We start from the raw sequence: 23,050 nt of genomic DNA on the forward strand, positions 1-23,050 counted from the left end.
GGGAGTACACCCTGTGGAATCCCTCAGTGACAGGTCTGAGGTCATTGACCGGAAGCGGCGTTCTGGGCGAGTCCGGCTCCGGCGATCGCGCGCAGCAGCTGCGGCATCCAATCGGCAGGCGTCTTCTCGAGTTCGTCACTCACCGGCGCCTGCTCCTGCGGGATCGATGAAGGGTCGAGGTCGTTGTCCACGAGGTAGACGACCTCACCAGGCTTCACGTAGTAGAGGCGCTCGCGGGCCTGAGTGGTGATGAACGCCGGATCCTCCCAGCGTTGCTGCTCCTGCTCCAACGCTTCGATCTCTTCGGCGCTCACCTGCACTGATGCCTCGAGCGCGGCGATCTTCTGTCGCTGATCGATGTACGTGCCGAGTGTCGGCACCAGAACCCACGCTCCGAGTACGACGAGCGAGAGCATGATCACCATGAATCCGGACAGGCGGATGCCGGAGGCCCACTCCCGCACGTCGACCTCTCGAGCGACGGCTCGGGATGACCGGGGAGAGCCCGTCTTCGACGCGCCCGAGGTGGACCGCCCGTTCGCAGGGGATGCAGAAGGGGGAGTCGGACGTCTCGCCATGACTCCCCCTTCCGTGATTCTGTCTCAGCTGCGCTCAGCCCTGGAGACGGGGGAACGCCGAGCGACCCGCGAACACCGCGGCGTCGCCGAGCTCTTCTTCGATGCGCAGAAGCTGATTGTACTTCGCGACGCGCTCGCTGCGAGCAGGCGCACCAGCCTTGATCTGACCCGAGTTCGTCGCGACCACCAGGTCGGCGATCGTGGTGTCTTCGGTCTCGCCTGAGCGGTGCGACAACATGGCCGTGTAGCCCGAACGATGCGCGAGGCTGACAGCGTCGAACGTCTCGGTCAGCGTGCCGATCTGGTTGACCTTCACGAGGAGCGAGTTGGCGACGCCGCGCTTGATGCCGTCGGCGAGACGCGTCGGGTTGGTGACGAACAGGTCGTCGCCGACGAGCTGCACCTTCGAGCCGAGCACATCGGTGAGCGCCTTCCAGCCGTCCCAGTCGTCCTCGGCGAGCCCATCCTCGATCGTGATGATCGGGAAGTCGTTCACAAGCCCGACGTAGTACTCGGTGAGTGCTTCCGCATCCCAGTCCTTGTTGTCGAGGCGGTAGACGCCATCGTTGAAGAACTCGGTGGCGGCCGCATCGAGGCCGAGAGCGATGTCGGTGCCGGGCGTGAAGCCGGCCTTCTCGATGGCCTTGATCAGGAACTCGAGACCCTCGCGGTTGCTGGGCAGGTCGGGGGCGAAGCCGCCCTCATCGCCGAGGCCGGTGGCGTAGCCGGCAGCCTTGAGCTCGCTCTTGAGGACGTGGTAGGTCTCGACTCCCCAGCGCAGCGCTTCGCTGTAGGTCTCCGCGCCGATCGGCGCGAGGAAGAACTCCTGCATGTCGATGCCGTTGTCGGCGTGCGAGCCGCCGTTGATGACGTTGAACAGCGGGACGGGCAGGACGTGGGCGTTCGCGCCGCCGAGGTAGCGGAACAGCGGCAGGTCAGCGCTGTCGGCTGCTGCCTTGGCGACGGCGAGACTGACGCCGAGGATGGCGTTCGCGCCGGTGCGCTGCTTGTTGTCGGTGCCGTCGGTCTCGATGAGGATCTCGTCGACGATGCGCTGCTCGCTCGCCTCGACGCCCTCGAGTGCCGGGCCGAGCTCGTCGATGATGGCGTCGACAGCCTTCAGCACGCCCTTGCCGCCGTAACGGCGCTTGTCGCCGTCACGCAGCTCGTACGCCTCGAACGCGCCGGTGGATGCGCCAGAGGGGACGGCAGCACGCTGGACGATTCCATCGTCGAGGAGCACCTCCACCTCGACGGTCGGGTTGCCGCGTGAATCCAGAATCTCGCGTGCGCCTACAGCCTCGATGAGTGCCACGTATGTGCTCCTTGCTCAGGGAAAGGGTTGTGGTGGAGCGTCGTCGATCCACCGCCAGTCTAGTGCGCGGCATCCGCGGTTCACATGCCGAGTCAGTCCTGAAGCGCGAGCTGCGCCGAGCGCACGTCGGTGATGATGACATCCGCCATTCCTGAGCGCAGAACGGCGTTCACCGCGCGTTCCTTGCCCGCCCCGCCACCGATCGCGACCTTCAGACCGATGTCGCGCAGCTGCTCCTCCGAGACGCCGACGAAACGATCTCCGAGGCCAGGGACGGTACGGCCGTCGGCATCCAGCAGCGACGTGCCGTACTCGGCGATCACGCCTTTCTCGGCGAGGCCGTCCAGCTCCCCTGTCTCGATGAGCTGGTCGGCCAGAAGCGAGGCGCTGGGCCATCCGCCGATCGTGAGGAAGGCTTTCGTCACGTGGTCGAAGCGACCCAGCGTGTGTTGGATCGCCGGGTGCTTGAGGATCACGCGCGCTTCGGGCTCGATCAGAATGGGTGCGTACAGCGGATACGTCGCGCCGCCCGCTGCGCGGCCGACATTGGAGATCACCTCCACGCCGTCCTCGAGCCTCGGCCATCCGATACCGGTGAGCTGGACCACGTCTGCGCTCGGCAGCTGCGTGATGGCTCGCGATGCCAGCACCAGGGTGCGGCCGGGAGTGAAGCCGACGACGTCGTCCTCTTCGATGGTCTCGACGATCACACGAGCCGTGACGGAGGCGATCGCCTCACGAACCTTCAGCTCATGGGTCGAGTACGTCGCGACGACGAGTGCGGACTGCAGACCGAATCGCTGCGCCAGTCGGGCCGAGAGCTCGACGTCGACGGGATCGGCGACCGTCGCACGCACTTCGACGAGACCGAGTTCACGCGCCCGGCGCACCATCCGCGCCGTCGCGAACCGCGAGCGGCCGATCTCGTCGGCGATGTCGTTGACCGTGCGGCCGTGGGCGAGGTTCTGCAGCGCGACATAGACATGGAGTACCTGCTGGTCCAGCGGAAGCGATTTGCTCATAAGAGCACCATACGACGACTTATGAGCGACTCGCCATAGCCTTGTGGCGTCGTCGAGCAACGTCGGCCAACACAAGAACGGATGCTGCATGAATCGTCTCGCCCCCCTCGCTGCCGCTCTGCAACGGGGAGAGCCGATCGAGATCGACGGCGCCCTGTTCGACATGGACGGCACCATCGTCGACTCGATCCCCGCCGTCGAGGACGCCTGGCAGATCTGGGCCGCCGAGCACGGCCTCCCTGCGCCGTCGGCGACCATGCATGGCAAGACGGCGAGGGCGGTCGTACGCGCATCCGGGCTCGCCGTCGCCGATCAGGCGCGTGCAGAAGCACGGCTCGCCGAGATCGAGGCTCGACCGGGGCAGCGGCTCAGATCTCTTCCCGGGGCGCACGCACTGCTCGAGGCCATGCCCGAGGGGCGATGGGGTGTCGTGACGTCTGCGGCGCCGACCGTGGCCGTCGCCCGCCTGCAGGCCACCGAACTGCCGGCACCGGCGTTCAGAGTGACCGGAGGGGACGTCACCCAGAGCAAACCTGCGGCTGAACCGTTCCTCCTCGGCATGCGGCACCTCGCCGATCGCGGTCATGCGGGCGTCGTGATCGCGTTCGAGGACACCGTGGCCGGTGCGACCTCGGCGACAGCGGCCGGCTGCCTCGTGATCGGCGTGCTCGGCACCGACACCCGCGCGCAGCTCGAGGGCTGCGCGCACGTCGTCGTCGACTCGCTGGAGCGGATTCGCGTCGAGCACAGCGGCGATCGCCTTCTCATCCGGATCAGCTGAAGGAACACCCGTGCTCATCGAGCTGTACTCCGAGACCACGCTCACCGAGATCGCGCTGCTCGCCATCGCCTTCCTGCTCTCGGCGATCATCGGTGTCGAGCGACAGCGCAAGCTCAAGAGCGCCGGTCTTCGCACCCATACGCTGGTCGGCCTCGGCTCCGCCGTCTTCACGCTCGTGTCGGCGTACGGGTTCAGCAATGTCGTCGGGGCCGAGGTGATCCTCGACCCGTCGCGCATCGCCGCCCAGATCGTGTCCGGCATCGGCTTCCTCGGAGCCGGCGTCATCTTCGTGCGCAGGGGCGCGGTGAACGGCCTCACGACCGCGGCATCCATCTGGGTGACCGCCGCGATCGGCATGGCATGCGGCGCTGGAATGCCGATCATCGCTGTCGCCGCCACCGTGCTGCATCTGCTGACTGTCGGTGTGCTCACGTTCGTCGGGAGGCTCATCAGTCCGGAGGTGCCCGACCCCGTCCTCACGATCCGTTACCGCCGCGGCAACAACGTGCTGCGGCAGGTGCTGGAGATGTCAGCCAGGCAGGGGTACCACTCCGCCCTGGAAGAGGCCAGCAGCGATGAGGACACCAAGCTGCGCGAGTTGACCCTGCGCTTCACCGGAGACCTCACGGAGTTCCCCGCGCTGGTCGGCCAGCTTTCCGAGATCGACGGGGTCGAGTCGGTCGTCTCCGGTGGAGATGACGACGACTGATCCCGCGCGAAAGGGGTGGGTCCCGCGAGCGCGGTCCCACCCCTTTCGCTGCGCTCAGCGGGCAGCCACGCCCTCCTCCGCAAGGACCTCGTCGCGCCATGCGATGGCCTGCGCCGGATCATCCGACGTCGTGCCGTCGACACCGAGGCGGAGCGCCTCACGCATCTGCTCGATCGTGCGCATCGGCCACACGTGCACCTCGATGTCGCGAGCATGGAGTTGCTCGACCAGTTCGCGCGTGAGGCCGGGGAACCCGCTGGCGAAGCGCGTCACCTTCGCATGATCCAGGAGCGCCCAGAGGCCGCCATCGAACTCCTCGGCCTTGGCGAGTTCCGTGACGATGACCTGTCGCCCGATGTGCGGCATCGCCTCGGCGGCGTGGCGCACGGCATCCGCGTCGAACCCCGTGAGCACGGTGCGTGCGGCATCGTCGGGGCGCTCTTCGAAGAAGCGGGCGAGATACGGGACGACGGCGGGATCCTTGATCTCGAGCTGGATGAAGGTGTGCGTCGCGTCGTACATCTCGGCGAGTGTGACCACTCCCCTGCCCGAGTCCAGCGTCGCCGCCTGCAGCTGAGCGAGCGTGAGCTCCGCTGCCGGCCCGAGGTCGCGCGCCGAGTCGTCACCTGCGGTGCGGTCCAGCGTCGCGTCGTGCAGCAGGAACAGCTGCTCGTCCTTGCTGAGGCGCACATCGAGTTCGATCTCGTCGACGCCGATCTCCTCGGCGAGCGCGTACGAGGCCAGGCTGTTCTCGGGCAGATGGGCCATCGCACCGCGGTGCCCGACGATGAGCAGGCTCATCATGCACCCACCTTCGCGTCGTACTTCGCGCGGATCTTCTCGAGCGCGGGTTCCAGGTTCGCCTGCACGGTCTTGAGAGTCTTCTCCGCATCGGCGTTGCCGGAGTACACCGCCTGGATCGCGCCCTTCATCTCCGGCACGGCCTCCGGCACGAACTTGCGCACGACATCCGGCCCCTGAGCGATCTCGAGCTGGTCGATCGCGACCTGGTAGTTGGGGTTCTCGCCGGCCTTGGCCTTGACCTTGTCGGATTCCAACGCGGCCTTCGTGGTGGGCATGTATCCGGTTCCGAGAGTCCATTCGATGGCCGCATCCCCCGACGAGAGGAACTTCAGCACCTCCCAGGCCGCCTTCTTGCGGTCGTCAGAGGCATAGCCGAGGATCGACAGCCCTCCTCCGCCTGTCGGGACGCCGGTGCCGTCCTCCTTGGGGAGGTACCCGCATCCGAACTCGAACTCCGCGGACGACGCGATCCCGGTGAGTGCGCCGGTCGATTCCGTGATCGAGGCGGTCGCGCCGGCGATGAAATCACCACCAGGGTCAGCCGAGAGGTAGCCGGACTTGTCGTCGTGGATGAACGCACGGTCGAATTCCAGTGCGTTGATCGTCCCGTCGGACGTGAACGTCATATCAAGGCCGTCGGAATAGCCGCCGCCGAACGCCCAGGACGATCCCTGGAAGTACCAGTCGTCGTTGCCGCTATAGCCGCGCATGGCGACCTTGGTGCCGTTGCGAGAGTAACCGGCGAGCGCCTTCCCCCACTCGCGGTACTCGGAGTACGTCTTCGGGGAACGGTCGGGCAGACCCACCTCCGCGAAGATGTCGCGATTGAAGTAGAACAGCGGTGTGGAACGACCGAACGGCACCCACCAGATCTTGTCCTTGAGCGTGCCCTCCTTGAGGAACTGCTCGTGGAAGGAATCCGTGCCGAACGAGTCATCGAAATACCCGGAGAGCGGCTCGAGGGCATCGTTCAGGTAGAAGCGGTTCCAGACGACGTCGCTCATGACCGACAGGTCGGGGACCTGCTTGGCCTGAAGGCTCGCCGCGAGCTTGGATTCGACCTTGTCATAGCCCTCGAAGATCTGGACCTCGCAGAAGATCGCCTCCTGCGACTCGTTGAATGCGTCGATGTTCGCCTGCAGGATCTCGGCGTTGTGCGCCGTGAACGGGCTCCACATCACCACACGCTGGCGGTCCTTGTACTGCTTGGGCGTGTCACCGCTCGGCTGGCCGTAGACGGTGCCGGAGCCGCCCCCTCCACCGAAGCAGCCGGCCAGCAGGGGCGCGCTCGCCAGGAGCAGGCCTCCGGCGAGCGCCTGGCGGCGAGTGATGTTGAGAGAGGCGAGTCTGCTCTGCGGCGAGGAAGGCCGATCGAACAAGTGCATGATTCTCCTTTTGTGATGTTGGGCAGTTGTTGAGATCAGGGGTGAGATCAGCGGCCGCTGCCGGCGGCGGCGCCGGTGAGACCGGTGACGATGAAGCGCTGAGCGAAGAGGAACACGACGAGCATCGGCAGCACGACCACGAGGGTGCCCGACATCAGAACACCCCACGAGGTGAGGCCGTCATTCGCCTTCAGATACATGAGGCCGATGGGGAGGGTGCGCATGTTCACCGAGTTCGTGATGATGAGGGGCCACACGAAGTTGTTCCACTCGTCGATAACGGCGATCAGACCGACCGTGGCGACGGCGGGGATCGACATCGGCAGCGCGAACGAGAAGAGCTTGCGCAGATGTCCGGCTCCGTCGACCTCGGCGGCCTCGAACACCTCTTTCGGGAGCGACAGGAAGTGCTGACGAAGAAGAAACGTTCCGAACGCGGATGCCACACCGGGCAGGATGAGTCCCGCGTAGGTGTTGATCAGCCCCATGTTCCCGATGGTGATGTAGTTCACCAGCAGTGTGACGTGCCCCGGAACCATCAGCGCGCCGAGCATGACGAGGAACAGCACGTTCTTCCCTGGGAACGGCAGGTACGCGAACGCATACGCCGTGAAAACGGCGAGCACGATCTTCGCCGTCGCGCCGACCACGGTGACGATCACGGAGTTCGTGATGAAGGCGTCGAACGGCGCGAGCTCCCACGCGGCGACGAGGTTGTCCCAGGTGAACTCCGACGGCAGCCACTTCGTCGGCCAGGTGTAGATCTCCCCGTTGGTCTTGAACGCGGTCGTGACCAGGATGTACAGCGGCAGCACGAACGCGAGACCTGCGGCGATCAGGAGCAGGTAGCCCCACCAAGTTCGCGCGAAACTCGCCCTGCGGCGGTGCCGCTTGCGGTCACCGGACGTGACGCCTCCGGTGCTCAGCGTGTCGTCCGTGGCCGGCCGGTCCTGAAGTGCAGTCATGATCGCGGCCATCAGTAATGCACCTTCTTCTCGATGAACTTGAACTGCAGCGCGGTGATGATCATGAGGATCACGAACATGACGGTTCCCGCCGCGGCCGAGTAGCCCACGTTGGAGCGCTGGAACGCCTGGTCGTAGATGAACCAGCTCAGCGTCGTCGTTGCGGATGCCGGGCCGCCGCCGGTCATCACCGCGATGATGTCGAACGCCTGGAATGCGCTGATCGTCTGGGTGATCACCAGGAAGAAGGTCGTCGGAGACAGCAGTGGAAGCGTGATCCGGCAGAAGGTCTGCCATCTGTTCGCGCCGTCGATCCGCGCGGCCTCGAGCACTTCAGACGGAAGCCCCTGCATCGCGGCCAGGTAGACGATCGCCACGAAGCCGACACCCTTCCAGATCGACACGATCAGCAGTGCCGCAAGCGCCCAGTTCGCGTCCGTCGTCCACGCCGGGGAATCCAGGCCGAACATGTTGAACGCCACTCTGGCAAGGCCGTAGTTCTGATCGAAGATGAACAGCCACACGGCAGCGATGGCGGCACCGGAGATCACGTGCGGCGCGAAGACGATCCCGGTGACCGCTGTGGTGCCGGGCAGCTTCATCGAGAACAATGCCGCCAGCGCGACGCCGAGCAGCAGACTCACTCCGACCACGACCACCACCCACACGACGGTGATCCACAGCACGTTCTGGAAGGACTCCGAGGCGAACAGCGCCGTGTAGTTCGAGAAGCCGACGAAGAAGGGTTCCGGCGAGATGAAGTCCCAGCTGGTGAGGCTGAGGTAAAGATTCTCGATGATCGGCCAGTACGCGAAGACCGCGATGAGGGCGAGGTTGGGGAAGGCGAACAGGGCGAAGAGCGCGTATCCGCGGCGACGACGGCGACGGAAGGCGGGCGAGCTGCGCTTCGAAGTCACACGGGTCGGCGCCTCTGGGGGCGTGATGGTGGTGGAGGACATCAGCGAGTGGGGATGCCGTTCGGATACACGACCGCCTTGAGGGAATCGGGCACGTCTGCGGCGAGTGTCAGGGCTGCCTCCGTGTCGGCAAGATCGAATCGGTGAGTGACGAGCGACTCGACGTCGACGCGTCCGCTCGAGACGAAAGCGATGGCGGTCGGCCAGGTGTGGGCGTAGCGGTTGACGAGGGCGATCGAGATCTCTTTGACGTTCAGCCGAGAAAGCGCCAGGCTGACGTCCTGTTTCGGCAGACCCACCATTGCGGCGCGCCCGCCGTTGCGCAGTCGCCAGAGCCCCTGCGCGAGAGCGCCGGGTGCGCCGGAGCACTCGAGCAGCACGTCGGCGTCCTCGTGACCGGGCCCTTCGGGCACCTCGCCCACCTTCTCGGTGCGGAAGCCGAGTCGTTCCGCGACGCCGAGGCGGAAGTCCGAGATGTCGGAGACGACGACGTCGGCAGCGCCTTCTGCGCGGGCGACCTGTGCGGCGAGGATTCCGACGGGCCCGGCGCCTGTCACGCGCACCCGGTCTCCGGGGACGAGCCCGGCGCGGCGGCACGCCCACAGGCCGACGGAGAGCGGTTCGCACAACGCCGCCGCCTCGAACGACATCGAATCGGGAATCGCGAACAGATTGCGTGCATCGATCGCGAGGTTCTGCACGAGCGCGCCGTCATAGGGCGGAGTCGCGAGGAAGATGAAGTCCGGACACAGGTGATACCGTCCGGCGAGGCACTCCTCGCAGTTGCGGCATGGCGTTCCTGGTTCGATGGCGACGCGATCGCCGGCCGCGACGTGAGTCACGCCCTCGCCGGTCGCGACGACCGTGCCGGAAGCCTCGTGGCCGAGGATGATCGGGCCGTCGACCTTCCAGTCCCCGATGTATCCCACGCGGTAGTACGCCGTGTCCGACCCGCAGATGCCGACGGCTTCGATCCTGACAACCGCTTGGCCCGGGAGCGGATCGGGACGCGGTACCTCCTGCACATCGATCGATCCGAGAGCGGGCATGACCGCTGCGAGATTCGCCATCGTTGGTGTCCTTCCGTCAGGCGCCGAAGCGCCCGTTCGTGATCAGAAGTCACGCTAACCGGATGACACACGCGAGAAACGGCAGCGCTCAAAGGAGCACGGTGCAATCACATAGGAGCAAGAATTCACGCAGAGTGAAGCGTCAATACATCTGTCGTTCAGACCACGACGGCAAGAGCCACACCGTCCCAGCCCTTGATACCGACCGTCTGCAACGCCGTCGCGTCGAAGCGAGGATCCTCCCCGAGCATGCGGAGCCCCTCACGCGTACCGATCACTCGCGGGTCGGTCGTGTCGTCGCGGACGATCTCGCCCTCCCTGCCGATGTTGTCGAGCACGATCACCGTTCCAGGGCGCCCCAGCCGCGCCGCCCAATCGAGGTAGACGGTGTTCGACTCCTTGTCGGCGTCGATGAAGACGAGGTCGAACGGCTCGGAGCCCTCGAGAGTCGGCAGTACGTCGGCGCCGCGTCCGATCCGGATCGCGACGCGCTCCCCCACACCTGCAGCATCGATGCTCGTTCGGGCGATGGATGCGTTCGCAGGCTCGGCTTCGATCGTCGTCACCGTGCCCCCTTCACCGACCGCCCGTGCGAGCCAGATCGTGGAGTAGCCACCCAGCGTGCCGATCTCAAGCACTCTGCGTGCGCCGCTCATTCGGGCGAGGAGGTTCAGAAGCTTGCCGCTGACAGGGGCCACCTCGATGTCAGGGAGGCCGGCGGCACGCTGCGATGCGAGCGCTGCCTCCAGCGCTGAGTCGTGCCCGACAAGGGTCTCGGCGAGGTACTCGTCTGCGCGGCGCCAGTTCTCGGCGGTCGATTCAGCCATGGCTCCACCCAACTCCCACGGCTCCCTGGCGTCAAGGTCTCCGCGCCATCAAGGGAGCGGTTCGGTAAGGATGTTCCTCATTCGCCGATCCGTCGCGGCGCAGACAGCATCCGCCCCACCGCACCATCCAGTTCTGGCTGCCGTCGGAACTGCCCGGTCAGCACCAGCACGACCGCGACCAGCGCGCATGTGATCCACCCGGCTGCTCCCAGCATTCCGGCGAGCGCCAGGTCGACGTTCGTCCCGGCCGCATGGACCCAGACGATCATCCCGCCTCCCGCATTCATGGCCCCGTGCGCGAACACCGCCGGCCACAGCGATGCCGACCGCAGCCGCAGCCAGCCGAGCAGCACACCCCACGCGACACAGCCTGCCGTCATCAGCAGCACCCCGGTGAGATCAGTGATGCCGAAGTTGTAGCCGAGCAGAATCAGCGGCGAGTGCCACAGACCCCACACGATGCCGCTGATGAGCAACGCGGACCACGTACCGTACTGGCGCAGCGCCGGGAGGAGGAAACCACGCCAGCCGAGCTCCTCACCGAACGCGAGCACCGCGTTGATCGTCGCGGCAGCGAGCGGGATCAACGCCAACTGCGAAACGATCACGATCACAGCGGGCGGAGCCGGGAGCCCGGCAGGCAGCGATGATTCGAGCTGCGCCGCGAACCCGGAGAAGTGGACGAGATCCAACGTCACCCAGCCGCATAGAGCGGCCACTGCGATCGACAGCGCGGTGAGCACGATCGGGCCGAAGAGCCCGAGCACCGTCATCCACACCACGCGCTTCGCGGGGCGCAGCGGCCATATGCCGAGGAACCGAAGACGCTCTCCCTTCGGCACCGGCCGCAACGCGAGCATGGTGATCAGTACGGCGAGGGCCGGCGTGTACATCATGACCGGGATGACGACGCCGGTGAGAGGATTGGCCAGTCCGCCGTTCAGCCACAGCGGCAGGGCGACGATCCAGGCCAGGCCGCAGGCGAGCAGGATGAACGCGATCGTGGCGGTAGGGCGGATGCGGATCATGAGGTGCTCCCCTTCGTTGCGGTGATCAGGACAGACGCAGCTGTGCGAGCATCATCGATCGTGACGACGAACGCGCGCCCCGTGGTGCGCGTGACCTGCAGCGCTTCACCGGCGCGAAGCACGACACCCATGCGACCGTCAGCGGCGATGCGCAGGCCCCATCCGCCGAACTCGGCCAGCGGGTTCACCTGCACGACCTTCACGTCGGTGATCTCGGATGCGGCGATGTCCCAGCGCGGCCAGCCCGCGACCGACCGCACTCTGAGACCTGCACTGTTGACCCGCACCCGGAAGACGAGCGTCACGGAGATCAGGGCGACCAGCAGGACAGTCACGATCGCGCAGATCCACCAGACGGACGGCTCGAGGATCGCGACCCACACCGTCGTGACGATGAGCAGCAGCACGGCCGAGACGAGGATGATGACCGCCGCACGCGACATGGCCACGGCGGCGAACCATGCGGCCCGCTCCCCCGGCTGCAGCCGCAGCTGGGCCACGGGACCCGCATCCGGGCCCGACGACACGCTGACCTTCGGCTGCACGAACCAACCGATCACGCCCAACACCACCATCGCCGTCAAGCCCATCGCGATGACCGGCCCGATGCCGAAGCCGACGTCGACCGACTCTCGCTGCACCGCCACCGATCCGACAGAGGCGATCGCGATCAACCCGGCCATACCGAGCGACATCGCCGCAAGGAATCGGCAGACGGGACCCCACGCGCTGCGCATCATGAGCAGTATGGGAACGCTGATCAGCAACGGAACCGCGAGGCCGATGCCGAACTGCATCCAGACGAGGATCACCGGTGCTGCGTAGCCGTCCGGCCCTTCCGGACCCCAATGCGTGGTGATCCGATCCGGCAGATCAGGCAACCATGCGAGCATGAGCGCGACGCTTGCAGACGCGATCAGGATCGGCGCGATGAGACCGACCCACGCGAACGCGCGACGAGCGCGTCGCAGGTCGGAGTTGATGGCGACGGCTGTGTTCATGATTCGATCTCCGTGACGAGGGCGGCGAGAGTGGTGGGTGAGATTCCGAGCGAAGAGGCCCGCTGCACGAGCGCTGCTACGTCGCTGGCCAGTTCGGTGAGAGGTGCGGCCGAAGCCGACACCACGGCTCCCCTGCCCCGACGAAGGTCGATGAGCGCCTCGTCGCGCAGTTGCTGGTAGGCACGCAGGACGGTGTGCAGGTTGATGTCGAGCGCCTCCGCGACTTCGCGGGCCGAAGGCAGTCGATCTCCGGGCACGAGGCGCCCGGCGAGGATGTCCCCCCGCACGGATGACGCGACCTGCTCGAACAACGGCCGCGAACTCTCCGCATCGATTCTGATCAGCACTTCGACCTTCTCCCTCAATTAGGGTAATTCTAGTTCAACTAGAACACTTGTGGCAACTCTCCACCCTGCTTTGTGGGCGTGGTCGGCTGCGCCACACTGGCGTCATGCGCATCACTCCTCGTCGACTCGCCCTGGGAATGAGCCTGTGGGCTCCGAACCTGTTCAGCGGCATCCGCATCCGTCGTTTCAGCGCGGACTGGACGCACGCGACCGTCGAACTGCACGTGAACCTGATCACCCGCAACTACGTCAAGACGGCGTTCGGCGGCTCGATGTCGGCCATGACCGACCCGTATTTCTTCATGCTCGTGATGCACCAGCTCGGCCGCGACTACGTCGTGTGGGACACCCGCGGTGAGATCGAGTTCGTCAAGCCGGGCCGCGGCGTGCTCACCGCGGAGTTCCACGTCTCGCCCGAGAAGACAGCCGAGCTCCGCGAGCGCGCGCGAGACGGCGCGAAGGTGCTCGAGTGGTTCGATACCGTGATCACCGACCACGAGGGCGACATCGTCGCGAAGGTGCGTCGCGAGGTCTACATCCGTGAGAAGAAGCGCGTCACAGCGGCGCGCCAACCCTGAACCCCATCTGTTCACCATCGCGTGCCACGATGACCGGGTGGAACTCGCACGTCGCCTGACACTCACGGATGCCGTCTCCATCGGGCTTGGATCAATGGTCGGGGCCGGCGTCTTCTCGGTGTGGGGGCCCGCGATCGAGGTGGCCGGCTCCGGACTGCTCGTCGCGCTCGCGATCGCCGCGGTCGTCGCGTTCTGCAATGCCACCTCGTCTGCACAGCTGGCCGCCGTGCATCCTGTCTCCGGCGGCACCTACGCGTACGCACGCGCCGAGATCGGCCCATGGTGGGGATTCATCGCAGGCTGGTGCTTCGTGATCGGCAAGATCGCGAGCTGCGCCGCGATGGCGCTGACCTTCGCCGCGTACGCCGCGCCGGCGGGCTGGCAGGTGCCCGTCGCGATCGCCGCCGTCGCGGCCCTCGCCACCGTGAACTGCTTCGGTGTGACGCGCACGGCCCTCCTCACCCGCGTCCTCGTCGTATCGTCGCTGGTCGGGCTCGCCATCGTTGTCGCCGCGGGGTTCGACGCCGCACCGACGGCATCGCCTGTTCCTCTTCCTGACCTCACTGCGTACGGCGTCCTGCAGGGCGCGGGGCTGCTGTTCTTCGCATTCGCCGGCTACGCGCGCATCGCCACGATGGGCGAAGAGGTCATCGACCCCGCACGAACCATTCCCAGAGCGATCGTGCTCGCGCTCTCCGGTGCGGTCATCGTCTACGCGCTCGTCGCCATCATCGTGCTGCTCACGCTCGGTGCGGATGCCGCCTCGACCACGGCGCCTCTCGCCGCGGTCGTGGAACAAGCCGGGTGGTCGGCGATCGCGCCCGTCGTACGAGTGGCGGCGGCTGCGGCGTCCTTGGGCGCGCTGTTGGCCCTGCTCACCGGCATCGGCCGCACGACGCTCGCGATGGCGAGAGAATCCGACCTGCCGCGCTTCCTCGCCACCGTGCATCCGCGCTGGAAGGTGCCCCATCGCGCAGAGATCGCGATCGCCCTCATCGTCATACTCATCGTGCTGTTCGCTGACCTGCGGGGTGCGATTGGTTTCTCATCGTTCGGTGTGCTGCTGTACTACCTGATCGCGAATGCCGCGGCGTTCCGGCAGTCCGGCTCGGCTCGTCGCTACCCGCGGGCTCTGCAGGTGCTCGGCGTGCTCGGGTGCCTGGTGCTGGTGAACACGCTGCCGATCCTCGCGACACTGATCGGCACAGGCGTCGTGATCATCGGGGTGGTGTACCGGATGCTGCGGCTGCGGGCCCTGCGTCGGTGAGCGGCTCGCACACCTGCAGGGTCGGAACACGGATGCAGGGCGACACACCGGCGAATGGCCCTGCATCCGTACGATCGCCCTGCAAGTGTGCAGGCACACCCGGCATGTCGGCAGGTCGGCGGCGGTCAGGACGCCCGATAGGTGCTCGGAGCGATGCCCAGCACGGTGCGGAAGTCGTTCGTGAGATGAGAGTGGTCGGCATAGCCGAGGTCGGCTGCGAGCGTCGACAGATCGATGTCAGGCTGCTCACGAACCCGCTGCGCTGCCTCCTGCAACCGTCGACGACGGATCATCGCGGCGGGAGGCAGCCCCACATGACGGTGTGCGAGGCGCTGCAGCGTGCGCAGCGACATCGACAGGCGCGCCGCTGCATCCTCAGCGCGGGTGATCGTGGCATCGGCCATCAGGAGCGCCGCCATCTCGTTCGCCTGCCGGGCGGCCGGTGCCACCTGTCCGATCTTCTCGACGAGCCAGTCGGCGAACGCCTGTGCCGCACGTTCGCGGTGCGTCTCAGCGCCGGACACCATCTCCTGCGTCACCGCTGCGAGCAGATCCGGAGCATCGAAAGGCATCGAATCGTCACGGAGCGCGGACGGATCGTCGACGAGTGCCACAACCGACGCCGGCTTCAGCAGCGCGCCCACCGCCCATCCTCGACCGACCAGATCGCGATGCGTCGCCTTGGTGGAAGCACCGACGAGTTCGATGCCGCCCGGTTCTATGACGAGGTTGAGTGCAGGATAGGCGACGACATGCTGCCGCGACGTGCGACCGGGTTCGATGCTCCACTCGGGGATCCAGAACCATTCGACGAGTTCTTCGGCCTGAGTCGGCGGCGGCAGCCGGTGGAACTCCGGCATCCGCGCCGGGTACAGGATCCCCCGTTGAGCGTCGATCATGCTCTGACGATAGCCACGGCATCAGACAACATGTCGTGAATCTCCAAGCGCCATCCCGGACGTGCTTCGTAGCGTGAAGGCATGAACACGACTTCCGGCCTCACCGGCACCCACACCACGAACGGTCGCCCGAACAACGCGACCTCCCTCACCCCGTTCCTCGCGATCGTCGGGGCGGCCGGCGCGATCGAGTTCTATCGCGATGTCTTCGGCGCGACGGTCATCGACGTCACCGAGATGGGCGGGCTCGTCGTCCATGCCGATCTCGATTTCGGATTCGGGCTGCTCCAGGTCGGTGAACCGAGCCCGGACTACCACCTCGTTCCCGCGCCCGCGGGTGAGAGCGACTGCTACTCACTCGGCCTGTATGTGCCCGACGTCGACGCGGTCTGCGCGCGCGCCGAGGCAGCGGGAGCGACCGTGCGGGAGGCGCCGTCTGATTTCGTATCGGGAGACCGCTTCGCGAGCATCCGCGATCCCTTCGGCGTCCGCTGGTCGCTGATGAGCCGCATCGAGGACCTCAGCCCAGAGGAGAGCGCCGAGCGCGTGGAGAAATGGGCCGCATCGTTCAGCGCGAGCCAGTCAGACGCGTGAGTTCACCGCGCGACTCGAGTGCCGTGACCACGGCCGGCAGCAGCGCATCGGCTGTGGCGCGATAGCCCGCGGCGCTGGGATGGAACCTGTCGAGGCTGAACATCTCGTCCGACAGGTCGCGGAATGTCGGACCGAGCACCTGTCGCAGGTCGACCGGAACGGCGCCAGTGCGCCACGCGACCTTCGTCTGTTCCAGTGCGAGACGGCGCGACATCCGCGACAGCAGGGCCCGCAACGGCTGCGGCACCGGTTGGAGCGTACCGAGGTCAGGGCAGGTGCCGACGACGACGAGGGTGCCTGCGTCGCGCAGCCGGATGATCGCCCGCTCCAATCGCTCGGCCGCTGCCGACGGCGAGACCGTGTGCGTGACGTCGTTGCCGCCGACCACGATCACGGCGACGTCGGCGCGGTAGTCGTCGGGAAGCGCATCGAGTTGACCGGCGAGCGCGGACGATTCCGAGCCGACGACCGCCGCGGTGCGCAACCGCACCGGGGACTGCATCCGCTTCGCCAGGCCTTTGGCCATGCGTCCGCCCAGCGTCTCCTTGCGGTGCTCTGCACCGAGGCCGGCAGCAAGCGAGTCCCCCAGCAGCAGCAGTTCGATCGGTCGACCGTCCAACGCCCGTTTCCACACCCGGTCGGCGACCAGAGACTGCTCACCGAGCGGCTTTCCGATGCGTCGCCGCGCGATCGCTGCCTGGTGGACGAGCAGCGAACGTCCTCCCAGCACGATCGCCGAAGCCACCGCCGTCGCCACGGCGATCGAGATGCGCACCCGGGCCATGCGTACCATCACACCGCGCGGGAATGAACGTGGCGTGAACGCCGGCGCACCGCTCAGGCGAGCGGTTTGATCTCCAGTGAGCCGACCTCAGCGCCGGCGGAGAGAGTCGCGAAGGCGGTGTAGCCGTCCGCGGCAGAGCGCTCGAGCAGCGCCTTGAAGTTCTTCACCCTGCGCTCCAGGCGCACCCGCGAGCCGGAACGGATGAGCGCGGCCTTGTGGGCGACGAGCTCTGATACCGGCACGTCCGCGTCATGCACGAGCACGACGGCCTCGGCATCGGCATCCGCCCCGAGATCGACGAGATCGACGAGGCGCTCGAAGCCGAGCGAGAAGCCCACCGCGGGCACCTGCTGGCCGAGGAACCGGCCGATCATGCCGTCGTATCGTCCGCCGCCGCCCAGTGAATACGGCACAGACGGATGCGCGAGCTCGAAGATCGTGCCGGTGTAGTAGCCCATGCCGCGCACCAGGAACGGGTCGAACACGAGCGGGATGTCCCCTTCGACAGGCTCAGGGGACGAGTTGCTGCGTCCGGCCACCACGGCATCGCCGATGCCGACGAGGTGGGCGATGACGTCATCGGGGGCGTTCTCCGGCAGTGCCTTACGAATCTGGCGTTCGCCGAACGGATGGAACTCCATGGTCTGCGGCCGCCGGAGGAACGTGTCGAAAGCCTCCACCGCCGATGCCGTCGCACCGCGTTCGCGGAGCTCGGCGACGATTCCGTCAGCGCCGATCTTGTCGAGCTTGTCGATCGTGATCAGTACGCCCGGGCGTTCGTCGGCGCCGAAGCCGAAGGAATCCAGCATCCAGTCGAGCACCCGTCGGTCGTTGATGCGCACACTCGCACCGTCGAGACCGAGTGCGTCGAGCGCGTCGAGTGAGGCGACCATCAGTTCCGACTCGGCACGCGAGGAGTCGTCGCCCATGATGTCGATGTCGCACTGCACGAACTGGCGATAACGCCCCTTCTGCGGCCGCTCCGCTCGCCACACAGGGCCGATCTGGATGGCGCGGAAGACACCGGGAAGCTGACCCCGGTTGCTCGCGAAGAATCGGGCGAGCGGAACCGTGAGGTCGTAACGCAGACCGAGATCGCTGAGGGCGGCGGGATCTTCTGCCCCGTCACGGATCGCCTCGGCATCCAGACCACGACGCAGCACGTTGTAGGCGAGCTTCTCGTTGTCTCCGCCCATGCCGGAATGCAGACGCGAGTACTCCTCGAGCGCCGGCGACTCGATCTCGTCGAACCCGTGCGCCAGGTAGCGCGCACGGATGACGGAGAGCACACGCTCACGGCGGGCCTTGTCGGCGGGGAGGATGTCGCGCATGCCGCGCGGCGCGTTCACAGTAGCCACGCGTCTATCTTTCCAGGTCTTGCAGGTTTCCAGATCGGCACGGTCGCCGACGCGCCCCATGGCGCACCGGTGGGGAAAACCCAGACCGTTCAGCGTGTCGGCGGCGTGTCAGCGTGCGACGCGCCACCGACACGCCGGATCATCCCGGTTTCCCACCGGATGGGCGTGCTCAGCCGGCTTCAGCCTTGCGGACGTCGTCCTCGAGCAGGCGTAGGCGCTCACGCAGTGCGCGCTCGGCATCCCAGCCGTTCTCTCGGGCCGTGGCTGCGAGCATCAGCAGCAGGTCGCCGAGCTCCTCCTCGGATTCCGGTGCCGCCCCGACCTCGGCGGCATCGTGAGCGGCGAGCGCGACGTCGTCGCCGGCCCGCGCCGCCCGACCGAGCACTTTCTGTGCGAGCGCCAACGCCGGCATCCCCCGGGGCACGCCGTCGAGCACGCTGGTACGGGTGCGTTTCTCGGCGGCCTTCGCGGCATTCCAGTGCACCAGCACCGCTTCCGGTGTGTTCGCCACCGCATCGCCGAACACGTGCGGGTGCCGGCGCACCATCTTCTCGGTCAGTGTCTCGGCCACATCGTCGATGTCGAAGGGATCGTCGGGATCCTGCGCAGCGATCGCCGCATGGAACAGCACCTGCCAGAGCAGGTCGCCGAGCTCTTCGCGAAGGTCGGCTCGCGTGCCGTTCTCGACGGCGTCGATCACCTCGTGCGACTCCTCGATCAGGTATGGCACGAGGTCGCGGTGGGTGATCTGCTGCGACCAGACGCACCTCTCGCGCACCGCGCGCATCGTCTCGGCCGCCGTGCGCAGCGGATCAGGGCGTTCGGTCATGCTGTTCCTCGTCGAGTCGGTGTCCACGTGGCGTCTCAGCGCTCGCGACAGCAGCGCGGCGGTGCCACGCAGCCCGCCACGAGACGATGATCCCGGAAAGGATCACGGCGGTCAGAGATCCGACGAGCACGCCCAGAATCGCCTGATCACGGATGCCGGCGTCGTCCGGGAAGGCGAGGTTGGCCAGGAGCAAGGACACCGTGAACCCGATGCCGCCCAGCGTCCCGGCTGCCAGAAGATCAACGATCGTCAACGCCGGTTTCCTCCCCCGCGATCCGATTCGAATCGCGATCCAGCCGAAGGCCATGATGCCGATGATCTTTCCCACGGGCAGCGCGATGGCGATGCCGAAGAACGCCGGCGACAGCTCAGACGGCGAGACGGCAGGAATGACGACGAACGCGGCCGTGAAGGCGAAGATCGGCAGGATCGCACCGTTCACCCACGGCTCGAGCACGTACCGGGTCTGCATCGCGGGCGACTGCGTCATCGCCAGACCGAGCATCACACCGGCGATGGTCGCGTGAATCCCCGAGAGCAGGACGAGACCCCACACGAGCACACCGACGATGATCATCGCGGACACGATGATCCAGGAGCGCTCGGTCGGCAGCTGGCGCGCCAGCGCTCCGAACACGACGACGCCGACCAGTGCGATCACCAGGTAGAGCCAGTTCAGATCGTGGGCGAAGAGCACCGCGATGAAGATGATTCCGATGATGTCGTCGAGGATGGCCAACGCGAGAAGGAAGACGCGCACGGCCGCAGGCAGACCCTTGCCGAACACGGCGAGCACGCCGAGCGCGAAGGCGATGTCGGTCGCGGTCGGGATCGGCCAGCCGGATGCGGTCTGCTCTCCCCCGGCGATGATGAGGTAGATGACGATCGGGATGATCACGCCGCCGGCAGCGGCGATCGCGGGCTGCACTGCCTTGTGCAGGGAGTTCAGCTCGCCACGAGTCAGTTCGTACTGCAGTTCCATCGCGACGACGAAGAAGAAGATCGCGAGGAGGCCGTCCGAGATCCAGTGCGCGACGGACAGGTCGATTCCGAGTCCAGGGATGGCGATGTGGAATCCGAGCAGCGCATCGATCGGAGCGAATGTCGGCAGGTTCGCCAGCAGCAGGCCCAGCGCCGCAGCCAGGAGCAGAAGCACTGCGGGGAACTGCTGGCTGCGCAAGAGGTTTCTGGATTCAGACATCGATCCCATGCTATGCCTGCGATCGACGATGCCTCGGGCCGTCACGTGGTCAGGAGCGCTCCTCGCCCGCGGCTAACCTCGAATGGTGACTCCTGAGCCCACCAACACAGAGGCAATTCGCGTCATCGGTCGTTTCGAAGCCGGACGCGGGATCCCAGACGAGATGCGCGCTGATGTGCGCATGCTCGGCGCACTGCTCGGTCAGGTGCTGCGCGAATGCGGCAGCGCCGGACTGTTCGAAGACGTCGAGCGATTGCGGCTGGCGACCATCCAGGCATACGAGGAGGAGAGCGCCGAAGCCTTCGAACGGGCCAGTGAGATCGCGGATTCGTTCTCCGTCGAGCGGGCCGACGAGGTCGCGCGCGCATTCACCTGCTATTTCCACCTGGTGAATCTCGCCGAAGAGCACCAGCGCGTACGCATCCTGCGCGAGCGAGCCGGTCACCCTGGGCGCGAGGATGCCGTGGACACCGTCGCCACCGCATACGCGCAGCTGCGCCGGGAGATCGGCGACGAAGAGGCCACTCGCCGCCTCAAGGATCTGCGCTTTCATCCGGTGTTCACCGCTCACCCCACCGAGGCCCGACGCCGCGCCGTCTCCGCCAGCATCCGCCGGCTCTCCGAGCTGCTCACGCAGCACGACGGCGCAAGCGACGGCGGCGCCGAGCAGCACCGCGCACACCGGCGCATGCTCGAAGAGGTCGACACGCTCTGGCGCACAGCACCGCTGCGTGCGCAGAAGCCCTCGCCCACCGACGAGGTGCGCACGGTCATGTCGGTGTTCGACGAGACCCTCTTCACCACCGTTCCGCACGTCTACCGCCGCATCGATGATGCCCTGCGCGGCGAGGACTCAGGGGCGACTGCTCCCGTCGTCCCCGCCTTCGTGCGTGTCGGATCGTGGGTGGGCGGCGACCGCGACGGCAACCCGTTCGTCACGGCATCCGTCACCCGTGAGGCGGCGCAGATCGCATCCGACCACGTGCTTCGCGGCCTCGAGCGCGCGATCGACCGCATCGGGCGCGGTCTCACACTCGACGCCGAAGGCACTCCGCCCAGTAGCACCGTCATCGCGCTGTGGGAGTCGTTCGTCCAGACCGACGAGGCCCGCGCCGCGGAGATCGCCGCGCGCTCTCCGGAAGAGCCGCACCGCCGCGTGCTGCTCGCTCTCGCCCACCGTGTCGCGCAGACGCGCCTCGGCGAGTCCGGCGGATACCGCGACCCCGAGCACCTGCTCGTCGACCTTCGCGCTGTGCAGGACTCGCTGGCCGAATCAGGGGCGAACCGACACGCGTTCGGCGGCGTCCAGCATCTGATCTGGCAGGTCGAGACCTACGGCTTCCATCTCACCGAGCTCGAAGTTCGCCAGCACTCGCAGGTGCACCGCGAGGCCCTGGCAGAGCTCGACGCCGGTGGAGAGCTGAGCGAGAAGACACTCGAGGTGCTCGACGTCTTCCGCGCTGTCGCCGACATCCAGCGCGCGTACGGGCCCCGCGCGGCCGGCCGCTACGTCGTCTCGTTCACGCAGTCGGCCCAGGACCTCGCGAACGTGCATCGCCTCGCCCGTCATGCACTGGGTGACGACGTGCCGGTACTGGATGTCGTACCGCTGTTCGAGACGTTCGCCGACCTGCAGGCCGCACCGGAGATCCTTGCGGAGGTCGTGGGCTATCCGGAGTTCCGCTCTCGTATGGCCGCCACCGGCAACCGCCTCGAGGTCATGCTCGGGTATTCCGACTCGTCGAAGGACGTCGGTCCTGTGGCCGCGAACCTCGCCCTGTACGAGGCGCAGGAGAAGATCGCCGTCTGGGCGAAGGATGCCGGTATCGCGCTGACGCTCTTCCATGGCCGTGGTGGCGCCCTCGGACGCGGTGGCGGGCCGGCGAACTCCGCGATCCTCGCGCAACCGCCGCACTCGGTCGACGGACGCTTCAAGCTCACTGAGCAGGGCGAGACGATCTTCGCGCGCTACGGCGAACCGGCCATCGCGATGCGCCACATCGATCAGGTCGCGGCGGCGACTCTGCTGGCGTCGTCCCCGAGCGTCGAACAGCGCACGAGCGGCGCGGCGGCACGCTTCGCCGACGTCGCGCGAGTGATGGATGCGACATCGCGAGAGAAGTTCTTCGCCCTGGTGAAGGCCGATGGGTTCGCGCCATGGTTCGCCACGGTCACGCCTCTCGAGGAGATCGGGCTGCTCGCGCTGGGCTCCCGCCCTGCACGCCGCGGCCTCTCGGTGGAATCGCTGGAAGATCTCCGCGCCATACCGTGGGTCTTCGCCTGGACGCAGGCACGCATCAACCTCGCCGGCTGGTTCGGACTCGGAACGGCTCTCGAGAGCGTCGGAGACGAAGCGCTCCTGGGGGACGCCTACCGCGATTGGCCGCTGCTTCGCACCATGGTCGACAACGTGGCGATGAGCCTGGCCAAGACCGATGAGCGCATCGCCCGTCGATACCTCGCGCTGGGCGACCGCGACGATCTCGCGCAGTTGGTGCTCGACGAGCTCACGCTGACCAAGGAATGGGTCATCCGCCTCACCGGCGGGAACGGCCTGCTCGAGAACAAGCCGATCCTGCAGCGCGCCGTGACTCTGCGCAGCCCGTATGTGGATGCGTTGTCATTGCTGCAGCTGCGTGCCCTGCGCGAGCTGCGCTCCGCAGCATCCGGATCCGGAGCAGACGACGAACAGCGCCGTCTGCTGCTCCTCTCGGTCAGCGGCGTCGCCGCCGGCCTACAGAACACCGGGTGACAGCCCCGTGGCGCACACCACGGAAACACCCGGGGTAAG

23 protein-coding genes are annotated in these 23,050 nt (G+C 66.8%); 6 read left to right on the forward strand and 17 right to left on the reverse strand.

All coding sequences use genetic code 11. The annotated features are described in order from the left end of the window. Nucleotides 1-41: 41 nt before the first annotated feature. The 3 genes from ACP7AR_RS07525 to ACP7AR_RS07535 form a co-directional block, all read right to left on the reverse strand. The gene (locus tag ACP7AR_RS07525) at nucleotides 42-578 is read right to left on the reverse strand and encodes a septum formation initiator family protein (RefSeq protein ID WP_426184300.1); all 537 of its coding nucleotides are present in this window, start codon (nucleotides 576-578) and stop codon (nucleotides 42-44) included. Nucleotides 579-612: 34 nt separating this feature from the next. Next, nucleotides 613-1,893 (reverse strand): phosphopyruvate hydratase, encoded by a 1,281-nt coding sequence (gene eno, locus ACP7AR_RS07530; RefSeq protein ID WP_426184302.1) that lies wholly within the window; start codon nucleotides 1,891-1,893, stop codon nucleotides 613-615. Between the two features lie 92 nt (nucleotides 1,894-1,985). Continuing rightward, nucleotides 1,986-2,915, reverse strand: coding sequence for a sugar-binding transcriptional regulator (locus tag ACP7AR_RS07535; RefSeq protein ID WP_426184304.1), 930 nt, complete (start codon nucleotides 2,913-2,915; stop codon nucleotides 1,986-1,988). Between the two features lie 88 nt (nucleotides 2,916-3,003). Here ACP7AR_RS07535 and ACP7AR_RS07540 point away from each other — a divergent pair, with 88 nt between their 5' ends. Together ACP7AR_RS07540 and ACP7AR_RS07545 are read left to right on the forward strand one after the other, a co-directional pair. Beyond that, nucleotides 3,004-3,696 carry an HAD-IA family hydrolase gene (locus ACP7AR_RS07540; RefSeq protein WP_426184306.1) on the forward strand — a complete coding sequence of 231 codons (693 nt, stop codon included), beginning with the start codon at nucleotides 3,004-3,006 and terminating at the stop codon, nucleotides 3,694-3,696. 10 nt (nucleotides 3,697-3,706) lie between these two features. Continuing rightward, a complete protein-coding gene (locus ACP7AR_RS07545) occupies nucleotides 3,707-4,405 on the forward strand; it encodes an MgtC/SapB family protein (RefSeq protein WP_426184308.1) in 699 nt (232 codons plus the stop codon). Between the two features lie 54 nt (nucleotides 4,406-4,459). Here ACP7AR_RS07545 and ACP7AR_RS07550 read toward each other — a convergent pair whose 3' ends face one another. The 9 genes from ACP7AR_RS07550 to ACP7AR_RS07590 all read right to left on the reverse strand — a co-directional run bounded on the left by ACP7AR_RS07550 (nucleotide 4,460) and on the right by ACP7AR_RS07590 (nucleotide 12,749). Further along, the gene (locus ACP7AR_RS07550; protein WP_426184311.1) at nucleotides 4,460-5,209 is read right to left on the reverse strand and encodes a glycerophosphodiester phosphodiesterase; all 750 of its coding nucleotides are present in this window, start codon (nucleotides 5,207-5,209) and stop codon (nucleotides 4,460-4,462) included. Then, nucleotides 5,206-6,594 (reverse strand): ABC transporter substrate-binding protein, encoded by a 1,389-nt coding sequence (locus ACP7AR_RS07555; protein ID WP_426184312.1) that lies wholly within the window; start codon nucleotides 6,592-6,594, stop codon nucleotides 5,206-5,208. Before ACP7AR_RS07555 ends, ACP7AR_RS07550 begins: the two co-directional genes overlap by 4 nt. A 47-nt stretch (nucleotides 6,595-6,641) precedes the next feature. After that, nucleotides 6,642-7,559: a carbohydrate ABC transporter permease gene (locus ACP7AR_RS07560; protein WP_426184314.1), complete on the reverse strand. Its 918-nt coding sequence runs from the start codon at nucleotides 7,557-7,559 to the stop codon at nucleotides 6,642-6,644. A gap of 11 nt (nucleotides 7,560-7,570) precedes the next feature. After that, complete coding sequence (locus ACP7AR_RS07565; RefSeq protein ID WP_426184316.1) at nucleotides 7,571-8,476, reverse strand: carbohydrate ABC transporter permease; 906 nt, start codon at nucleotides 8,474-8,476, stop codon at nucleotides 7,571-7,573. Nucleotides 8,477-8,517: 41 nt separating this feature from the next. After that, on the reverse strand, nucleotides 8,518-9,546 hold the full coding sequence (locus tag ACP7AR_RS07570) for an NAD(P)-dependent alcohol dehydrogenase (protein WP_426184318.1): 1,029 nt from the start codon (nucleotides 9,544-9,546) through the stop codon (nucleotides 8,518-8,520). 158 nt (nucleotides 9,547-9,704) lie between these two features. Then, complete coding sequence (locus tag ACP7AR_RS07575) at nucleotides 9,705-10,373, reverse strand: O-methyltransferase (protein ID WP_426184320.1); 669 nt, start codon at nucleotides 10,371-10,373, stop codon at nucleotides 9,705-9,707. Between the two features lie 77 nt (nucleotides 10,374-10,450). Continuing rightward, a complete protein-coding gene (locus ACP7AR_RS07580; protein WP_426184322.1) occupies nucleotides 10,451-11,401 on the reverse strand; it encodes a CPBP family intramembrane glutamic endopeptidase in 951 nt (316 codons plus the stop codon). After that, nucleotides 11,398-12,402, reverse strand: a complete 1,005-nt coding sequence (locus ACP7AR_RS07585) for a DUF1648 domain-containing protein (RefSeq protein WP_426184324.1) — start codon at nucleotides 12,400-12,402, stop codon at nucleotides 11,398-11,400. The genes ACP7AR_RS07580 and ACP7AR_RS07585 overlap by 4 nt, the downstream gene beginning before the upstream one ends. Next, entirely contained in the window at nucleotides 12,399-12,749 is a 351-nt protein-coding gene (locus ACP7AR_RS07590; protein ID WP_426184326.1) for a GntR family transcriptional regulator, read from the reverse strand. The genes ACP7AR_RS07585 and ACP7AR_RS07590 overlap by 4 nt, the downstream gene beginning before the upstream one ends. A gap of 104 nt (nucleotides 12,750-12,853) precedes the next feature. Here ACP7AR_RS07590 and ACP7AR_RS07595 point away from each other — a divergent pair, with 104 nt between their 5' ends. After that, the gene (locus tag ACP7AR_RS07595) at nucleotides 12,854-13,327 is read left to right on the forward strand and encodes a DUF4442 domain-containing protein (RefSeq protein ID WP_426184328.1); all 474 of its coding nucleotides are present in this window, start codon (nucleotides 12,854-12,856) and stop codon (nucleotides 13,325-13,327) included. Between the two features lie 37 nt (nucleotides 13,328-13,364). Continuing rightward, entirely contained in the window at nucleotides 13,365-14,594 is a 1,230-nt protein-coding gene (locus tag ACP7AR_RS07600) for an APC family permease (protein WP_426184330.1), read from the forward strand. Between the two features lie 125 nt (nucleotides 14,595-14,719). On the opposite strand, the gene ACP7AR_RS07605 is transcribed toward ACP7AR_RS07600, so the two are convergent. Further along, nucleotides 14,720-15,493 (reverse strand): helix-turn-helix domain-containing protein, encoded by a 774-nt coding sequence (locus tag ACP7AR_RS07605; RefSeq protein WP_426184333.1) that lies wholly within the window; start codon nucleotides 15,491-15,493, stop codon nucleotides 14,720-14,722. An 81-nt stretch (nucleotides 15,494-15,574) separates the two neighbouring features. Here ACP7AR_RS07605 and ACP7AR_RS07610 point away from each other — a divergent pair, with 81 nt between their 5' ends. Then, nucleotides 15,575-16,087, forward strand: coding sequence for a VOC family protein (locus ACP7AR_RS07610; protein ID WP_426184335.1), 513 nt, complete (start codon nucleotides 15,575-15,577; stop codon nucleotides 16,085-16,087). On the opposite strand, the gene ACP7AR_RS07615 is transcribed toward ACP7AR_RS07610, so the two are convergent. The 4 genes from ACP7AR_RS07615 to nhaA all read right to left on the reverse strand — a co-directional run bounded on the left by ACP7AR_RS07615 (nucleotide 16,062) and on the right by nhaA (nucleotide 20,259). Next, nucleotides 16,062-16,871 carry an SGNH/GDSL hydrolase family protein gene (locus ACP7AR_RS07615; protein ID WP_426184338.1) on the reverse strand — a complete coding sequence of 270 codons (810 nt, stop codon included), beginning with the start codon at nucleotides 16,869-16,871 and terminating at the stop codon, nucleotides 16,062-16,064. The two genes, ACP7AR_RS07610 and ACP7AR_RS07615, sit on opposite strands and share 26 nt — an antisense overlap. A 53-nt stretch (nucleotides 16,872-16,924) precedes the next feature. Beyond that, nucleotides 16,925-18,202, reverse strand: coding sequence for a histidine--tRNA ligase (locus ACP7AR_RS07620; RefSeq protein ID WP_426187686.1), 1,278 nt, complete (start codon nucleotides 18,200-18,202; stop codon nucleotides 16,925-16,927). Between the two features lie 196 nt (nucleotides 18,203-18,398). Beyond that, a complete protein-coding gene (locus ACP7AR_RS07625; RefSeq protein WP_426184340.1) occupies nucleotides 18,399-19,058 on the reverse strand; it encodes a MazG nucleotide pyrophosphohydrolase domain-containing protein in 660 nt (219 codons plus the stop codon). Then, nucleotides 19,042-20,259: a Na+/H+ antiporter NhaA gene (gene nhaA / locus ACP7AR_RS07630; protein WP_426184342.1), complete on the reverse strand. Its 1,218-nt coding sequence runs from the start codon at nucleotides 20,257-20,259 to the stop codon at nucleotides 19,042-19,044. The genes ACP7AR_RS07625 and nhaA overlap by 17 nt, the downstream gene beginning before the upstream one ends. A gap of 163 nt (nucleotides 20,260-20,422) precedes the next feature. Here nhaA and ACP7AR_RS07635 point away from each other — a divergent pair, with 163 nt between their 5' ends. Continuing rightward, nucleotides 20,423-23,011 carry a phosphoenolpyruvate carboxylase gene (locus tag ACP7AR_RS07635; RefSeq protein ID WP_426187688.1) on the forward strand — a complete coding sequence of 863 codons (2,589 nt, stop codon included), beginning with the start codon at nucleotides 20,423-20,425 and terminating at the stop codon, nucleotides 23,009-23,011. Nucleotides 23,012-23,050: the final 39 nt, after the last annotated feature.

It is taken from the genome of Microbacterium sp. TWP3-1-2b2 (assembly GCF_049896145.1).
GTDB lineage: Bacteria > Actinomycetota > Actinomycetes > Actinomycetales > Microbacteriaceae > Microbacterium.